General features: G+C 38.8%; 13 protein-coding genes. 1 reads left to right on the forward strand and 12 read right to left on the reverse strand.

Annotated elements, in window-relative coordinates:
• Positions 1–4: 4 nt before the first annotated feature.
• From BLS33_RS23840 to BLS33_RS23860, 6 genes are all read right to left on the reverse strand, one after another.
• Positions 5–1,369, reverse strand: a complete 1,365-nt coding sequence (locus BLS33_RS23840) for an FAD-dependent oxidoreductase (RefSeq protein WP_089895729.1) — start codon at positions 1,367–1,369, stop codon at positions 5–7.
• Positions 1,370–1,523: 154 nt separating this feature from the next.
• A complete protein-coding gene (locus tag BLS33_RS23845) occupies positions 1,524–3,467 on the reverse strand; it encodes a hypothetical protein (protein WP_089895730.1) in 1,944 nt (647 codons plus the stop codon).
• Between the two features lie 42 nt (positions 3,468–3,509).
• Positions 3,510–3,662, reverse strand: coding sequence for a hypothetical protein (locus tag BLS33_RS25000; RefSeq protein WP_176801495.1), 153 nt, complete (start codon positions 3,660–3,662; stop codon positions 3,510–3,512).
• Between the two features lie 99 nt (positions 3,663–3,761).
• Positions 3,762–5,453, reverse strand: a complete 1,692-nt coding sequence (locus BLS33_RS23850; RefSeq protein ID WP_176801496.1) for a RagB/SusD family nutrient uptake outer membrane protein — start codon at positions 5,451–5,453, stop codon at positions 3,762–3,764.
• Positions 5,454–5,472: 19 nt separating this feature from the next.
• Positions 5,473–8,907 carry a TonB-dependent receptor gene (locus BLS33_RS23855; protein ID WP_089895733.1) on the reverse strand — a complete coding sequence of 1,145 codons (3,435 nt, stop codon included), beginning with the start codon at positions 8,905–8,907 and terminating at the stop codon, positions 5,473–5,475.
• 82 nt (positions 8,908–8,989) lie between these two features.
• Positions 8,990–10,159, reverse strand: coding sequence for a FecR family protein (locus BLS33_RS23860; protein WP_089895735.1), 1,170 nt, complete (start codon positions 10,157–10,159; stop codon positions 8,990–8,992).
• A gap of 92 nt (positions 10,160–10,251) precedes the next feature.
• On the opposite strand from BLS33_RS23860, the gene BLS33_RS23865 reads away from it, so the two are divergent.
• Entirely contained in the window at positions 10,252–10,785 is a 534-nt protein-coding gene (locus tag BLS33_RS23865) for an RNA polymerase sigma factor (protein WP_089895737.1), read from the forward strand.
• A gap of 140 nt (positions 10,786–10,925) precedes the next feature.
• Here BLS33_RS23865 and BLS33_RS23870 read toward each other — a convergent pair whose 3' ends face one another.
• From BLS33_RS23870 to mbpA, 6 genes are all read right to left on the reverse strand, one after another.
• Positions 10,926–12,179, reverse strand: a complete 1,254-nt coding sequence (locus BLS33_RS23870) for a hypothetical protein (RefSeq protein WP_218129638.1) — start codon at positions 12,177–12,179, stop codon at positions 10,926–10,928.
• Between the two features lie 845 nt (positions 12,180–13,024).
• Positions 13,025–14,287 carry a type II toxin-antitoxin system HipA family toxin gene (locus tag BLS33_RS23875; RefSeq protein WP_089895741.1) on the reverse strand — a complete coding sequence of 421 codons (1,263 nt, stop codon included), beginning with the start codon at positions 14,285–14,287 and terminating at the stop codon, positions 13,025–13,027.
• Between the two features lie 9 nt (positions 14,288–14,296).
• The gene (locus BLS33_RS23880) at positions 14,297–14,584 is read right to left on the reverse strand and encodes a helix-turn-helix transcriptional regulator (protein WP_089895743.1); all 288 of its coding nucleotides are present in this window, start codon (positions 14,582–14,584) and stop codon (positions 14,297–14,299) included.
• A 295-nt stretch (positions 14,585–14,879) separates the two neighbouring features.
• The gene (locus BLS33_RS23885) at positions 14,880–15,242 is read right to left on the reverse strand and encodes a DUF6730 family protein (RefSeq protein ID WP_089895745.1); all 363 of its coding nucleotides are present in this window, start codon (positions 15,240–15,242) and stop codon (positions 14,880–14,882) included.
• A 4-nt stretch (positions 15,243–15,246) separates the two neighbouring features.
• On the reverse strand, positions 15,247–16,116 hold the full coding sequence (locus tag BLS33_RS23890; RefSeq protein WP_089895747.1) for a relaxase/mobilization nuclease domain-containing protein: 870 nt from the start codon (positions 16,114–16,116) through the stop codon (positions 15,247–15,249).
• Positions 16,113–16,409 carry a mobilization protein MbpA gene (gene mbpA, locus BLS33_RS23895; RefSeq protein WP_089895750.1) on the reverse strand — a complete coding sequence of 99 codons (297 nt, stop codon included), beginning with the start codon at positions 16,407–16,409 and terminating at the stop codon, positions 16,113–16,115. Before mbpA ends, BLS33_RS23890 begins: the two co-directional genes overlap by 4 nt.
• Positions 16,410–16,842 lie beyond the last annotated feature (433 nt).

Here is a 16,842-nt window from a genome sequence, read left to right on the forward strand (position 1 = left end):
ATTTTCAAGTCCTTAATGGTAAAATTCCACCATGATTTCTTATTAACTCCTTCAGGTCTTCAATAGGAACTTCATGAGGCGACACCCCTAGCTTATTTGCCAAAACCGCTGCAGCTGCAGCTGCCTGCCCCATACCCATTGACGAGGCTTGCACTCGAAGCGCTGAATTAGACATTCGGTCACTGCTTACACATCGTCCTGCCACAAGAAAGTTTTTACTTTTCTTCGGAATAAGTGCTCTTAATGGAATACTTGCCACCACATCTGGTTTTAAGAACACCTGATGAATTCCTTTCCCAACTATATGAAGATCAATAGGATAAAATGAATTTGAAATAGAATCTTCAAATACTTTTCCTTCCAAATAATCGCTTTGGGTCACTTTGTAGATGCCATCAATTCTGTAAGTCTCTCGTATAGCAGTCTCCGTTTTTAAATCAAGTATTTTTAAATTTTCACAGCCCGGAAAAGTCTTCAATTTCCGTATTAAATTTAATAAAGTTGACCTACCATCATTATTGGCTATTGTATGGGATTCTGCAGTGGTAGAATCCGCCCCGGGAACATATACATAGCCATAAGGAACAAATGTATTCTCAGAACTTGATCTTGACTGATTTTTAACCATGTTCTGTCTAAGAACACGATGGTATTCATTCGGAATTTTTGTTAAATCGAGCGAATCATAATCATAACCTCCTATTTGGAATATCAGCGACCCTGGTTGAGTTTCAGTTTCCTTAAGCACATCAAAACCGGCCATTGAAGCTATTAATGCATTACCGGTACAATCAATTATTTGATTGCATGTTATTTGGGTGGTAATTCCCTTGCCCGTCGTTTGCACGATCCAATTTCCATTTCTGAACTCCACGCTGGTCGGGGTTTCATAATAGCGAATGTTGACACCTGCTTCAATGCATTTCTCTTCGGCAACAAGGGTGTATAAAAAACCATTTACCGAAACTTGATGTTTCCAGTGGCTGTCTGGAGGGATTGAAAAATCGGGTAATTCGTCTCCGTTTAATTTCACGCAGTCCGTAACCAGTTCCCAACCTATTCCTCCTATAATTTGTTTACCCCACGCATGGAATATCCCGGGAAAAGTAACACCGCCCGTAGTCATTGTACCTCCAAGCTGACTGCCACTTTCTATCAATATCGTTTTTGCACCCGCCCTTCCTGCTTGAATCGCGGCAATTGTACCGGCCGTACCACCTCCAATTACGAGTATATCGGTTTTTATTGCCTTTTCGGTAACCTTATAAGGTTCTTTTAGCGTTTCCGCTTTTAGCATTGTAGGCGTCATTGCCCCGACCGAGGCAAGTCCTAATGCTTTAAGAACTGATCTTCTTTCAACTTTTCCCATATTTTAAATAAAGCTCATTAATAATAATCATTTTTCACTCATTTCAGGAAATCTACAATGTTAATGCTTATATCATAAAAAAGTTGAATATGAAAAATTGAGTTATCAATCGGCACAGTGAATATAAAACATCTTTAAGACCTAGGATTCAAAACTAGTTCTTATTCAACTTCTGTAGCACACTTTGCAATTTATGAATATTCTGTTCATTCTGGCCCCATTTTTGATCGGGAAAACCTGTATATAAAAGTCCTTTATTCACTTCATACAATAGAATGCCCCCTACTCTTTTATCTTTCTCTATTGCATTTAAAAAATCGTAATCAACCCCATCGCCCTGTGTAAAATAATTATGGACCCACACACGTTTACCCCTATTGTTTGCGTATGCTTTAATGCTATCTCCCATCAAAGGTCGGTAATCACCGCGATAATAATGTTTAAGGGTTACCTCATCGGCCAAATCAATTGCTTTTTTCCAATCGAGCACTATTTTAGGCATAGCCCAGAACCCCAACTCATTAAAATCATCGGACAATAAAGGTGCCTCATGAGAATGGCGTAAATGAACCTGCATTTTTTTACCTGATGTGTGTATCACATCTGCCGCCTTTTCCAGAAACGACAAGAAATATTCGCCTCTTATTTCCATGATTTTTAAGGGGTCTGCTTCTGCTTTGAGAATATCAACCCCATATTTTTCCTTGTAACGCTTTATAATAGGCTCATTGTAGCCATAATTTACATAATCAGTTACCATTCCCGAATGATTTTGGAGTCGGAAGTCAATTCCGTCAAACCCCATTTTCATAACACGTTCGGCTTGATCCAACCAGTGTTCCTGAACTTCAGGATAAGCTTCACATGGGGTTCCTGCCATATATTTGCGCTTGCCTTTAGCAATGCCGTACACGGGACTGCTCACCCAACCATCTCCCCAGTGACCTGTTCCTTGAAATTCAAACTCAAAACCCCAATCCATGAACAATTTGGCCGCTTCTTCACCTTTAACCGTGTGATTTTCCAGGCCCCATTCTCTTTCTTGCGGAGATTTCCTTCCCTCCTTTGCACTTAAAGGATTTCTCACATGCACACCAGTTGTTATAGGAATCTCCCCTGAGAGGGTAAACGCTCTTATCATGGAGTAGGGAATTGTATATAAATTCTTATGCTGGCCAAGGGTTATTGCCATATAGGGATGTTTTTCAGGAAAACTAAAATTTTTAATCGTTAAAACCAGAAAACGTTTTGGCTTGTCAGCTAATGGAAAACCATTCGCATCTTTTACCTGGCGATTTTCAAATTTTGATTCGACTTCAATAGAACCATCATATTTGATATACTCTCCATTATCTTGACTGTGCCAAAGCGTAATTTCAGGGACTTGAATTTTTGAATCTCGCATTCCTTCAAATTCAAAATAATCCTTAGATGAAGTTTTTTGTTTAAAAGAATCCAGGGAGAAGGCAATCTCCAATGTTTTTATGGGCTCCTTTAGTCTATTTCGTATAACATCTGGTTCAGGCTTTCTTTTTACTCTTAATTCAGGATTTTCAGATATTAAATTATCAAAATTGATGTGTTGCCCGCCGATGGTCTCTATCTGTTTTCTACTAAGCGGAGCATGGGCACCATGAGGAATTGTAAACCCAGTTCCTGATTCATATGGCTTTATGATTGCCCACGCTTCCATACCCAATCTTTGAGCTTCATATAAATATACATAATTCGGATCTCCGAGGGCCAATATAGATTCCAAGGTGTGATTTCCCGTGCCTTTACCAGGTTGCATAACGGAAATAGTTGGATCGGAGAAGGAAGAATAACCAGGTTGACACAATATAAAGTAAACCCTGTTAAAACCTAGCTTTTTTAAAAACACCATTTCTTCACGTACCTTTTTATAATCGTGAAAACCTCTAAGGTGGGGCATAATATCAACAACGGGTGCCATAATTTTCCCTTCCTTTGTTGGCATTGGCAGTTCCTTAATCGAAGTTTCAAAACCTTTTGTAGTAATTGATTTTTCAGCTGTTTGAGCACATATCGACCCTGTTACAATGAATAATAAAATTGTTAACGATGTTATTAATTTCATAAATACTGGATTTGTTTAATTTTAGAATTCTATACTCGGGTATCAATAAACCCCACAATGCAATCGTTTGTTATATTCTTTGACTTGCCCAACGGTAATGTTCGCTTTGAAATTGACTAAGGCCGGAGGAGAAACAGCTAAACCACCTGTCGTACATTGCATGAACTTTGATTTCTTTACAAGTTTGTTGTCCATTTATAAAGCTAGATTTTTATATCCAAAATAAAATATCCGCTCTTCAAATTCAACTTTCTAGAATTTTCAGAGCGGATATTGTTTTAACATTATTTCAGATTACCTGGTCCAACCAGGGTTTTGCTCCATTATCACATCTTTATTTCTATCGATGGCACTTTGTGGGATGGGCCATAGGTTGTAATCGAAGGTAAGTGTTAAAGCCACATGTGGATGTAATGCATATTTTTTAATACGATCAGTAGCCACTGTCCCCCCCATTCTTAAAAGAGTATTCCATCTACTTTCCTCAACATATAGCTCCCTTGCTCTTTCATCAAGAATATAATCGATATCAACATCGCCCGCAGTAGCCAGTACCTCGCATTGTGCTCGAGATCTGATTAGATTTATGTCATCAGCGGCCTTTTGATTTTCTCCTTTTCGGTGATAAGCTTCAGCTCTCAGAAGAATAGTTTCGGGCAAACGAATGGCATATTCATCACGGAAAATATTGCTCCTATTTTCGCCCTGATCCAAGCCATCGAACTTATCGGTATTCAATTTATAAAAAATCGGAAAAATCCATCCACTACCTTCATTGGTTTCATCTATTACATCCTGAGGAACCTGGGTTCCAAAAAGAGGATCTGCAGGTTGGTTATAAAATATTTTACGGCTAATATTATGCTCAGCATTACGTTGGTCGCCTGCAGATATACTTTCGTCCCAAATTGCAAACTCTGTTAAAGGAGTTGGTGCATAAAACGCTACGCCCCTCCCACCTGCATCTTCTCCAACACCGCCTCCTGGATCTCCGTCACCACCAAATCCTTCAATGGCCCTGTAAACCGGGGCAAAATATCTTGGATAATTTAAGACTGATTGACCATCTTCTTGTAGAAAGGCATCAAAATCTACCTGAAAAGTCCATATACTTTCCATATTTCCGTCAGAATAATTTATGTTTCCATTTCGGAATAAATCCCACCATACATCGGCACCACCCGTTACCGTGTTTTCCTCGTCCATTCGGGCGCCAAAACGTTCTGTCATCAGGGCATAAGTTCCCCCGTCAATGACATCCGATGCATATTTGATGGCCTGATCATAGGCGGCTTCATTTGATGATTCTATCCCCAAAGCGAGATGAAATTCACTTAAGTAATTTTGGGCTACACCTTTTACCAATCTCCCCCCCTGTATTGTTGTTTCCGGCAAATCATTTAAAATGGCCTCCAATTCATCAATAGCGAACTGATACGTCTCTTCGCGAGTGCTCCTTACATAATCAAAACGTGGCTCCGTAGCTACTTCAGTTACAATTGGAACACCCCCAAAAAGCTCCGCTAACATTCCGTGTGCATAAGCCCTGAAAAACCGGGCCTGAGCAAGAATATAAGCTTTTTTAGCTTCCGATTCGAAAGAAATATCCTCCCCGTTGGCTGCAGAAAGGGCCGTATTAGCTGTTGCAATCAACTTATAATAGAAATCATAAACATTTTTGAAATTTGAACTTTCCGCATTGATTCTACTATAGTCGCTAAAGGAATTTGAAACCCTAAACTCTGGTGCATCCAAAACATCGGTACCAATGCCGTGCATTTGATCATTCGTAAGTTTGAAATTGCGTAATCTCGAATACATTGTCAAAATTACCTGGTCAATCTGTGTATCTGATGAAAATATATTATTTGTAGTATAAAACGTTTTAGGCGTTTCATTAAGGAACTCTTCATCATCACACCCTACAGAAGTTAACAATAACATCAATAGAGCGAAAACTTGTATTTTTATGTTGTTGATTTTCATTTGATCTATTATTTATAAATTAGAGACTTACTTTTAAACCCATCGTATATATTGTCGGAACAGGTTGCGTATTATCATCTGGTCTAATTCCCACTTCAGGGTCACCACCACCGAACCAATTGGTAAATGTAAATTGGTTCTTTATACTGGCATAAATCTGCAATGAATTTAATCCGATACGGCCCATAAGATCTTTCGGAAATTTATAAGAGAAATTAATATCTTGTACCTTTATAAAACCACGAGACTGCAATCCTTTATAACGGTTACTATAAGCATTTGCCCGTAAATATGTTTCACTTTTATTTTCTGGTGTCCACCAGTCGTGATCAATTTCGTTGATAGCATATCTATCCCTAAAAGAATTGTGTAATACATTCTCTTTTTGGTAAAAATTATCTTTCCCTCCACCAAAAATTCCAGAGACCATAACGTACAGGCTAAAATTTTTATACTCGACCGTGTTTGAAAGACTAAGTCTAAAATTCTCCTTCCGGTTACCTAATATTTCCCTGTCATAGTCAGCTGTGATAATACCATCCGGCACCCCATCAGGCCCACTTATATCTTTAAACATTGGGTCTCCCGGTTCGGCCCCTACATTCGCAATGTATTCCGTGTCATCTTCTTGAACAACACCTATATATTTATAGCCGTAAATAGATTCCAAGGATTCACCAATAAACAGGCTATTGGAAATATCATCATCTTCTTTTCCGTCACCATCGATATCGTCACCATAGAGGCTAACAATTTTATTTCGATTTTTCCAGAAAGTAAGACCAGATGACCAAGTTAAGTTTTCGTTCGAAACATTGATCGTACTTAAACTTAACTCAATACCCTTGTTATCCACTTGTCCCAAACTTGAAAAGATTGAACCAAATCCTGTCATAATCGGTATTTGACGTTGAAAAATCTGGTCGGATGTTTGTGAGAAATAGAAATCAAGATCAAAAAATACCCTATTATTAAACCATATAGATTGAAAACCACCATTAAAAGCAGTAGTTGTTTCCCAGCCAAGATTCGGGCTTCCTAAATTGGTCTGATCAACACCGTACAATATAGTTGACGGGGCATCACCAAATTCATAGCGAATACCTCCATCATTACCACTAGCCACTCCTGCAAGAGTTTGATAAGGACTGAGCCCCTGGTTACCGTTTTTACCATAGGAAGCTTTAAGCTTCAGGTAGTTCATTTTTTCGAATCCACTGATAAAGCTCTCTTCAGAGGCCGTCCATGCAAGCCCAACTGATTGGAAATTACCCCACTTTTGATCTTCCCCAAAAACGGAAGCACCATCTCTACGCATAGTTGCTGTTAAATGGTATTTATCTTTATAAGTATAACCAAGTCGGCCAACATAACCAACATTGGCTCTTTCGACAACATTTAAATCTGTTTTTTGAACAGCTGCCTTATGAATTCCGTCAACCCCAAGCAATGTATTTCCATTTGCAGAATAGTCACTTCCAGACGCACTTACCAGTTTGCTATATGAATAATCACGGGTCGCCACCAATGTTGCATCGAGATAATGGTCTCCCAATAATTTTTTATAGTTCAATATATGATCCATGACATAAGTATAACTATTCGTTCGGTTGTTATACCCATTTGCCTGTGATAATCTTTTTGCTAATTCCCCAGGGGAATACCGATCAATATAGGGGGTAGAGGTTGCTTCTCCCACATAATAATCCTCATAAACAAATCTATCGCGTTCATTACTATTTGAATTAATTGAAAAATTAAACCGGTAGGTCAGACCATCAACCTTTGGAACCTTGATCAGTGCATACGTACTTAATCTATAAAAGTTTCTTGAATCAATATCCTTGATTGATCCATCTGTTCCCCACAAAGGATTTGGTATTGATTGTCCGGTAGGATATCTTTCCAATAGTGTACCGCTATTAGCCCCCGGATTCACTGGCATACCTTCATAACGGTACGGATAACCCCAAGGTGTCTGTGCATAAGAATTAAAGCCAAATGCTGCCCTAACACCGGAATAATCATTATTATTATAAGTTCCGTCTATTCCTACTTTTAACCAATCGGTAACATCGGCATCCAACTTTGTACGCAATGAAACACGCTGATAATCGTCGCCAACAACAACACCTTCAGTACTGGTATATCCGCCGGAAAAATAATAATTTATGCGATCTGATCGGCCGGAGACGGCTACCTGGTGATTTTGATTAAAGCCATTGCGAGAAATAAGGTCCATCCAATTAGTATCAACATCCTTCTGCTCCCATAAAGTAGTCGCATAAGCGGCATCAAAAACAATTTCTTCTGGGGAATCAATGGATACAGTTTGCGCAACAAATTTTTGTGTCCATCGCTCTCGGTCCATCATGTCAAACTTATTTTGCCAAGTGTTTACACCAACCGATGTATTATAGGTGATAGTTGGTTTATCCGATTTGCCATTTTTAGTAGTAATAACGACTACACCGTTCGCGGCTCGAGAACCATACACGGCTGCTGCAGAAGCATCTTTTAAAACGTCGATCGTGGAAATGTCATCCGTATTAATATCGGTCATGCTTCCCAGATAAATGATGCCATCTAAAACAATTAACGGGTCGTTATTTCCATTGATTGAATTCTGCCCTCGTACCAAAATTCCCGGTGTCGCCCCTGGTGAATTTTGTACCCCAATGTTAACACCGGAAACATTTCCCTTTAACGCCTGTAAAGCATTGGTGTTCGAAGAAAGGGCAATTGGTGAATCTTCCAGTCGAACAGTACTGACTGCCCCCGATATATCCTTTCTTCGTGCAGTTCCATACCCAACTACAACAACTTCATCCAAATTGGCAGCATCTTCCTGTAGCACAATTTGCAATTGAGACCTTCCATTAATCGCGACATCTCGAGTAGAAAACCCAATATAAGAGACTTCCAAAATAGCCTCCTCATTTTCTAGGGTTATGGAGAAATTTCCATCAAAATCAGCGGTCACACCGTTAGTCGTCCCTTTTTCGACAATATTGGCCCCTGACAAGGGGGTGCCGTTTTCGTCTGTAACCGTACCAATTATTTCTATCTGTTGTGTTTTATAGGAAGTGGTTTTTTTAAGGGTCAAAACAATTTGATTGTCATTTATTTTATAATCAAAATTTGCCTTTGAGGCCAATTTATTTAAAACTTCCTTTACATTTTCCCCATCTATGTTAAGAGATATTCTTTGATTATCGTCTATTTCCTTAACGTTATAAAAAAAACGATAGCCCGTTTGAGACTTGATTTCATTTAGAATACGTTTTAAGGGAACGTTGTCATAGTTAAGTTCAATTTTCTTCTGTAACATTCCCGTATTGGCAGATAGTTGGAAGAGTATAAGAGAAGCGACGAGAAAACAATACTTCATTATACATTTTAATTTTTTGCCACGCTTCTTTTTAATGGCATCGTCTTCATCTCTTTTTTTCATAATTTTTAGTGTTTTTGGTAGTTAGTACTAATCATTCAATGGTCGACTTGATAATGGGGAGCAGCTTCAGCACTTTCTTTTTTTACTCCGTTATTGTAATTATGTTCTGGTTTATTTCATAGTTAAAGGGAGTGCTCATTGAAATGGTCTTGAGAACGGATGCAATGTCCTCATCAACAAATTCACCTTTATAAAGTTCATCGTTTAAACTTTCGGAATTATTCACAAATTTCACAGCGTATCGGCGTTCAAGCCTGATCAATATTTCTGGGAATTTTAGATTGTCGATAACTAAACGGTTCTGCATCCAACCGGTATACTTATCGACGTCTACCTTAGCCTTGATGAAGTTATTCCCGAACTTGTCATAATTGGCTTGAAAACTTGGGGTTAATTGCATTGTATTTTCCGGTGTCCTAGTTTCATAGACACTGACCGAACCTTCCACCAACGTCGTAGCTATATAATCATCATTTTCATAAGAATTAATATTAAACTGGGTACCTTGTACTTTGACATCCACCTCTTGTGTATTTACAATGAACGGTTTTTCCTTATTTTTGGCAACATCGAAAAAGGCCTCGCCCTCGAGGTAGACAATTCTTTTTTTGCAGGCATTGTCAAAGTTTTGCGGAAAACGAAGTTTTGACCCCGCATTGAGCCATACCAGCGTACCATCGGAAAGTTGTAATTTGAAAATTTCCCCATTGGGAATAAAAATTTCATTATATATTGGATTTTTATTTACAGACTCCTTTGCCGAATCGAACACAAGAGAATTTTTTCCTTTATTAGCGACAACATTACCATTGGCATCAGTTACCGCCTCTTTACTCTCCGTATTCAAGACCTTAGTAGTTCCGTCGGCCAACTTAATTACAATAGCATTGTCAATAAGTGTCTTTTCCTCATTTTCAACAACCTCTATTGAAGTTTTGAGAGTATTAGTAAGTAATTGCCGTTTTGCTAAAAAACCAACGCTCATCACTATTGCAATCAATGCCGCATACTTCAATAATGTACTTAAAGGTTTCCGTACTTTTTTCTTTAGTTTCAGGGATTCCGAAAATCTTTGATATGCTAGTTCGGCATCAAAATCGATAGATGTTCTTCGACTCGATTCTTTAATACGGTTTTTAAAGAAAGACCTGTTGGCATCACTTTCTAGAACCCATTGCTCCAATTCTTTTCTTTCTTCAGAAGAGATCGTGCTATTAATATATTTATCTATCAGCAAATGATATTTAGGCATTTGGCACTTCTTTTAACCTAAGGATGCAACATTAACAAAAAACCCCTATTCTTTTTATTTTTTTCTTAGATTTGGCCCGTATTTAGCACAACATGACCGACCAAAAACTGATTAAAAAATTACGAAAAGGCAACGAGAAGGCATATCATTATTTATTTTTAGAATACTACGACTGGCTTTGTAATTACGTTTTCAATCTGTGCAAAAACCGTTCCTTGTCGGAGGATATTGTACAAGATGCCATGATTGTTCTATGGGAAAAAAGGGAGATTATTATGATTACCACTTCTCTCAAAAACTACCTTTTCAAGACATGTCACAACCAGTTTTTGCAACATATTCGAAGTCAAAAAATTGAATTTGACACTTTGGACAAAATAAGATGGGATGTTATTTCTGAAGTTACTTTGGAAGACGACCTCTTTGATTTTAGAATGGAAAAGTTAAATAAGTTAATCAATCAGTTGCCACCTCGTTGCAAAGAAATATTCATTCAAAGTAAGTTGGAAAAAAAGAAATATAAAGAAATCGCCTTGGATATGGGAATATCAGTTAAAACGGTCGAAAATCAAATGTCAAAAGCTCTTAATTTTTTAAGGGCGAACGCTGCCATTTTCATGTTGTAAGGTTCGTGACTGGCATTCATAAAAAATGTGTTGAATTTAGCAAAACGGAGCTTCACACATTGGGTAACTTAATACATTCTTTAATTTTAGTAAAATATTTAAATGGGTATTACTAAACTAGTATAGGAAACATTCTTCGCTTATTGTTTTCGATAGTTTTGAATAAAAGCAGCAAGGGATACCCCCATGGTCGGATAGTTTGGGTAGGGGTGTGGATTTCCAGATTGAACTGCTATTCGCTCGTCTCCTTTATAACTCGAATAGGGCAATGTAAAAGTTGAATCTTTTCGAAATAATGTGCCATGTAAATTATCAATGGCTATTCCGGCATCTACGATATAGATATTTTCATCTGTTCTATTATCAAATCTCTCAATAATGTTCTTTCGAAGTTCCCACATACAGGCATTTTGTTTTGTGGTAAAATCACCTGCAACGTTATCCAATATACCGCTAGTTGTAGATGGGATCATTAAAACGAACTTTCCAGATGAAACGGCTTCAAGGTATGAGGCTATCACCTTCTCCATCTGTTTATTCCATACAGAAAAATCAATAGCAGTAGGATCCGAAGCATTTCTAAAGTCATTCAGCCCCAGAAATTCGGCTAAAATCTCAGGACCCTCTAAATTCCACATGGAAAGGTATTTACGATAGTCAAAACTCCAGATAAAATCTTCGTAGGCTATTTTCTTCCATTTAGAACCATTATACAGCATATAGCTTTCCAGAGCATTATCATACATTAGGTCGTTTTTGACAGGGTTTGACTTATAGCCGGTAGTAGCATCGAAAAGTTGTGCCTTGGAATGGTATCTACTGGTATTGTATTTCTCTTCAAAACTCCACTTCTTCTCTGGGTTTGAATAAATTTCATCGACCAATTCCCAAAACGCCGTTGCACCCCAGTATCGATATTTTCCCTCTGGCTGCCAAAACCCGTTGTAGGCTTGTGTACGTTGGTTTGTCACTTTAAAGTAACCTTTTAAAGTCCATCCGCCTCGGCCTTCATCAAATTGCCCTGGATACTCAATAACCTCTCGAAGTCCGATCATCTTGATTTTGGGTACATATTTTTTCTTGAGCAAGGCATCGCTAAAGAATGTGCCATGGGTAAAACTGTCTCCAATAATTGATACGGTGACCATATCCTTGCCAACTCCTGTTCGGCCTACTTTAATGGTCGAAGTAAGGGTCTTCACCGTTTTGAATTCGTCTTGATTAACCAATTCCAAGGTAACCGTTGCTCCATCTACAGGATCGGTGATACTGGCTACACGTTGTAGTCGTCGCGAGTATTCGGATGAACCTGAAAACCTTACCACATCATTGTAAGGTCTCCAGCGTTTTATTAGTGGCTCAACAAATATATCATTCTGCGTACCCGAAAGCATATAGAGCGTGCTTGGCAGACATATGTCATTCGTAAATAACTTTGACTGATTTTGTGCTAGTGTGCAAAAGGGGCACAGTATTACCACAATAAAACACTTCAAAAGATGTATTAATTTCATATAGATATTGTTCTTTGATACCAGTGATCAATTACTTATGGTCTAAAAATAAGCACTTCATTGGGAATAGTCCATATTTTTATTTCAAAGAGTTGCGGTCTCATAATCTTTCAGCCGAAATTTTAAAATCCTTATTTTGATTTGACTTCAAAAAGCTATTTTTGATATAACAATATACCCTACTTATTTCATTGTACTTCAGGGTCGTATCGAAGACTGTTATGCCATCAATCAATTCTTTGAAAGAATTACCCGTATCTTTCTTAACCTCATGGAACCAATGGTGAAATCAGATGGATATTTTTGAAAAAACATACTAGTAGGGTCACCGAATCTATAAAAATTTGGCTTAAAAAAAAGCTTCTTGTGTTCTTGACTCTGATAAAATCCAAATTTTAATTACAACAACTTGTGTACCGATTCCTTCACCGAACTCTACACCTTTTAGGTGATTTCATATGATTTCATCCGATATCATATAAAACAAAAAACACTGTCAACTAGTCAGTTAACAGTGTTTTAACACCACATGAAAAGTGGTTCGTCGGGATGACAGTACCCCACGTATCGTTACAAATGATTGATTTTCAGTATTTTGAGTGTACTTATAAAAATCAAATCCCTATATGGTCACTCGATTTATAAATAGCTTAAGAACGTATTGATTGTGTGTTAATTACAGGATAAAATTACGAAAAATATCCAACAATAGCCAAGTGCAAAACCTAACTTAAACCAATACCATTTTTAAAGGCACTGCCCATAAGTTCCTGCTCTGAGCGCGGAATTCCAATCTCTCCGGCTATTGCCTTCCAATGGCTAACTGAATTGGCAACCTCATCGATAATAATATCCATTTGTATATCGTCCAAACGAAAGTACTCCCCTACACTTTTTGCCAGCTCCAAATCCAAAGCATTGTTCTCCATGTCAATATTTAATACTAGTCCGTCTTTGTCTATCGATGGGTTAATATCATAAGCGGGAGAAAGTATCCAACCTTTTGAAGTCAAGATAAAACCATGATTACGCAAATGGTCATCGGTATTCGAAACCGCGATATTAAAAATAATCCTACGCCATAACTGGTGTAGGTTTTTATCAATGTTTACCCCATTGGTTTGGATGAATTCGGCAATGTCCAGATAACTTGCTGGGCTATCTCGGATAGTATCCTCATTATTCCCTGTCATGGTCATGGCTGATGAAAAATGGATACGCTCTTTCCCTATCCTATCAAAACGTTGTGTAAAAAAGGTATTATAGTTTCCAGTAATTTTTTCAATTTGGGAGGGTGCCATTTCGATTCCACAATTTATTGCCAATCGATATGCCAAAAATTCCCATGCTCCTTTATCTATAGTATCATTCTTTGAAGGAAATTTTGCTATCCAAAGATTTCCATTTTCATCCAAAATATTGGCCTTGGGTCTTGCTCCACCCAAAGAAGATCCTGGGGCCATTAGAACGGCCAACCATTTTTTTACTTCTTCGTTATCGGTGTCATTCTCCAAATGCTTGGCGGCTTCTTGTAGTTCCCTCACTGACGACCAAGGGGGGGTAGGATTCTCATTATTATCCAAAAACGGGCCGTTAGGGTCAGTTTTAAAACGTAATGCTCCCATTCGACTTTCGTCATATACTCCTAATAAATAATCAATTTCATATAAAGTAGGTGCTTTTTTGTCTTGCTCACTTGCTTCCTGGGCTGCTCGTCTTTTCATTAGGGTTCGGCCCCAAGTATCAGGCATACTGTCCAAAAAGACTCCGAAATTTTCTTTGTTATTGGGATATTGTGGTCCTGAATAGAATTGAATATCGGGATCCAATAGTAGCTGTTGTTCCGATTTTATCCAATTTTTATCATATTCGAAACTAAAGGCTTTTTTTCCTTTGGCATAATGGGCCGCAAGTACACCTATCATCTTAGCCTCTGGCATTCCCTGCCAATGCGCATAAACGTATATATCAAATTTACCTTGTGCCATTCCTCCCTTTTATAATAAATCTAGGTCTTGTAGTTTTCTTCCAAATTCGTCATCAGCAGCTACTTTTAGAAAATCATCTTGTAACCCTAAAACCCGCAATACATTAAAGTAGGAGCCAATGCCCACGCTAGGGTCGCCCTTTTCTATAAGGTAAAGTGTGCTCCTAACAATATCAGCCCTTTCAGCAACTTGAAGCGTTGTAAGTTTTCTTCTCTTCCGAGCCAGTTTTATGTTTTCTCCCATCCGCTCTAAAACCTTTATGTGTTTGGGGAACAGCGTTTGTTTTCTTTTAGCCATAACCAAAATGATTGTTATTTCATACAAATGTATCATTTTCGATTGAAATAACAATCATCATATAGTGAATTGCAAGTAAGAAACAATAATTATTTGCCTTTCCCCGCCCAAATCTTACCCCAAAACTTTGCGTGTGGATCCTGTCCGGTTTTTGTAGTGTTCCGGCAGATAAGCGTAAAGCAAAAACCGGATAGGGCGCAACCTATTCTTTGCTTTGGGGTGTTCTCCATTTCTCATAGCGTTCGCCTGCCTCTGAGCTGGCCGCGAAGAATGCCCGAAAATGCGCTACCGCCTTTTATTCTCCCTGTCCAAAGGCTTCTTGTCTTTTTTCAGGGATTTGGGAGACTTTATAAACGCAATAACCCAATACCACGAAGGCGATTATCAAGAGACCCGAGAACAGCTTTATCGACCACTTCGGAAAGTTCATGGAGTTCTTGATATAATACACCGCGTTGGCCATCATCTTATGTTGGTCTTCAATAGCCTTCTTTTGGTAATCGTTGTATCGCGTAAGAATAAAGTCGATATCAGAAGTATCGGCCTGTATTTTATAGGTCATCAAAAAGGTTTTTAGTTCTTCCATTCGGTCGACCGAAGTTTCGAAGCCTTTGATTTCTTCCGTTAGCAATTCCGCTATTTCATCCAATTTTGCCATAATCCTATATTTGCATTCCTAATCCGATCGATTTTTTGACGGCCAGTTTGATGGCCTTTTTCGCGATGTTCGCCGCCAAATTGGGCGTTATTCCCACGGTCTTGCCCAACACTTTTAAAGTATTGTCCTTGGCTATTTTCTTTGTCGCACTCTTATCGAAGCCTATACGTTCCGCAATTCTGCCCATTGACATGGAGCGGTGTACCTCGCTTCCTTTCAGGTTCTCTCCGTTGTAGGCAAAACGAAAGCCTTGAAGCCGGTTCTGCTTGTTGATGCTCGGGATGACCTCGACATCGTTTTGTTCCATGTATTTGATGTACTGATCAAAATCCTTAGGTCTCATTTCGGTCATGACCTTTTCATGGAGCTGTTTGATCTCTGCCCTGATTTCCTTGACGCTGTCCAGTTTTTGTTGTTGTACCTCCCTGACCGTGGTCAGCCCCATTTGCTTTGCAACCCTTTCGGCCACCTGTTGGCTCCGTTTCCCGATAAAGCTGTCCTTGTACGCCTTGCCCTGAAAGTTGATGCGGTTCACGTACAGATGGATATGTACATGCGCCTTGTTCCGGTGTACAAAGGCAATGGCCTGGTTCTCCTGGAGCTTCATTTCCTTTAAAAAGCGTTCGGTGATTTCATGAAGCCCTTCGTTCACAAGTTCCTTTCCATCCTCAATGGTCGGACTCAAAACAAAACTTAAGGTATTTTTCCGGCAAAGGTGGTTCTGTTGCTGGATGATCTTGAACTCTTGGGTAATCTCCTTTGGGGTCTCCCCTGCCACATGTTGGCTATAAACGATCACCGGATTTTTCTCCTCGCTCAGTCCATAGCCCATTGAGGCTCCCGTATGCGATATGGATTTCCCCATGCCGATCATCTCCTAAAGTTTAAAAGGTGCTCGCGTATCTCGCTGGCAAGTTGGGTCACTTCCGCTGTCAATCTTGGGTTCCGTTTTTTGAACATATTTCCGATAAGCTTAAAATTGTTCTGGTACTTCAAGAGCATTTTGTAGGTTTCGATCTGTTCCTCCGAAAGCCGTTCGATAATTCGATCGTTAAAAGCGGCACGGCGACAATATTCACTTAGGGAAAGCCCGCTCTTTTTGGCCTTGACCCTGAGCAGTTTCTTCTCATAGATGGAACATCTGAATTGCACGAACTCCTTTTTCACTTCCGGTATTTTTACTATTGTGGAAACAGGTCCTATTAATTTTTATCCAACCAAGACGTTTTTCTAAATCATATATCGATGGCCATTTTATAACGTACGGCCTTTTGCGACCATCGGGAGCAAAAGCAAGATTTGTCATGACAATGACACATCTTGAATTCTTACTCATACGTAATTCATTGGGTAATGATTTCGATATCCGTTTTTCATCTTTTTATACTTCTTCACGATTATTTTATTGATTAAAAACTTAAATACTGTACTGAAATAAAGCTACTTATTTCTGGAAAGTTGTTTATCGAATTCCCTTTCCAAATAGTCGTCCGATAGATTGGGTCCGCCCATTAGCCAGGCATCGATAACCTCCTTGTCAAAGAATTTTTGTCGGATGTGTTTGTTGCCGCCCATGGGAATCAATTTCAACTGGGTCAAC

This window comes from Kriegella aquimaris (genome assembly GCF_900103215.1).
Classification (GTDB): Bacteria; Bacteroidota; Bacteroidia; order Flavobacteriales; family Flavobacteriaceae; genus Kriegella; species Kriegella aquimaris.

Excerpts from the sequence above, each read along its gene's own strand:
- BLS33_RS23840 (WP_089895729.1), bottom strand. The coding sequence starts at position 1,369 with ATGGGAAAAGTTGAAAGAAGATCAGTTCTTAAAGCATTAGGACTTGCC.
- BLS33_RS23845 (WP_089895730.1), bottom strand. The coding sequence starts at position 3,467 with ATGAAATTAATAACATCGTTAACAATTTTATTATTCATTGTAACAGGG.
- BLS33_RS25000 (WP_176801495.1), bottom strand. The coding sequence starts at position 3,662 with ATGGACAACAAACTTGTAAAGAAATCAAAGTTCATGCAATGTACGACA.
- BLS33_RS23850 (WP_176801496.1), bottom strand. The coding sequence starts at position 5,453 with ATGAAAATCAACAACATAAAAATACAAGTTTTCGCTCTATTGATGTTA.
- BLS33_RS23855 (WP_089895733.1), bottom strand. The coding sequence starts at position 8,907 with ATGAAAAAAAGAGATGAAGACGATGCCATTAAAAAGAAGCGTGGCAAA.
- BLS33_RS23860 (WP_089895735.1), bottom strand. The coding sequence starts at position 10,159 with ATGCCTAAATATCATTTGCTGATAGATAAATATATTAATAGCACGATC.
- BLS33_RS23865 (WP_089895737.1), top strand. The coding sequence starts at position 10,252 with ATGACCGACCAAAAACTGATTAAAAAATTACGAAAAGGCAACGAGAAG.
- BLS33_RS23870 (WP_218129638.1), bottom strand. The coding sequence starts at position 12,179 with ATGCTTTCGGGTACGCAGAATGATATATTTGTTGAGCCACTAATAAAA.
- BLS33_RS23875 (WP_089895741.1), bottom strand. The coding sequence starts at position 14,287 with ATGGCACAAGGTAAATTTGATATATACGTTTATGCGCATTGGCAGGGA.
- BLS33_RS23880 (WP_089895743.1), bottom strand. The coding sequence starts at position 14,584 with ATGGCTAAAAGAAAACAAACGCTGTTCCCCAAACACATAAAGGTTTTA.
- BLS33_RS23885 (WP_089895745.1), bottom strand. The coding sequence starts at position 15,242 with ATGGCAAAATTGGATGAAATAGCGGAATTGCTAACGGAAGAAATCAAA.
- BLS33_RS23890 (WP_089895747.1), bottom strand. The coding sequence starts at position 16,116 with ATGATCGGCATGGGGAAATCCATATCGCATACGGGAGCCTCAATGGGC.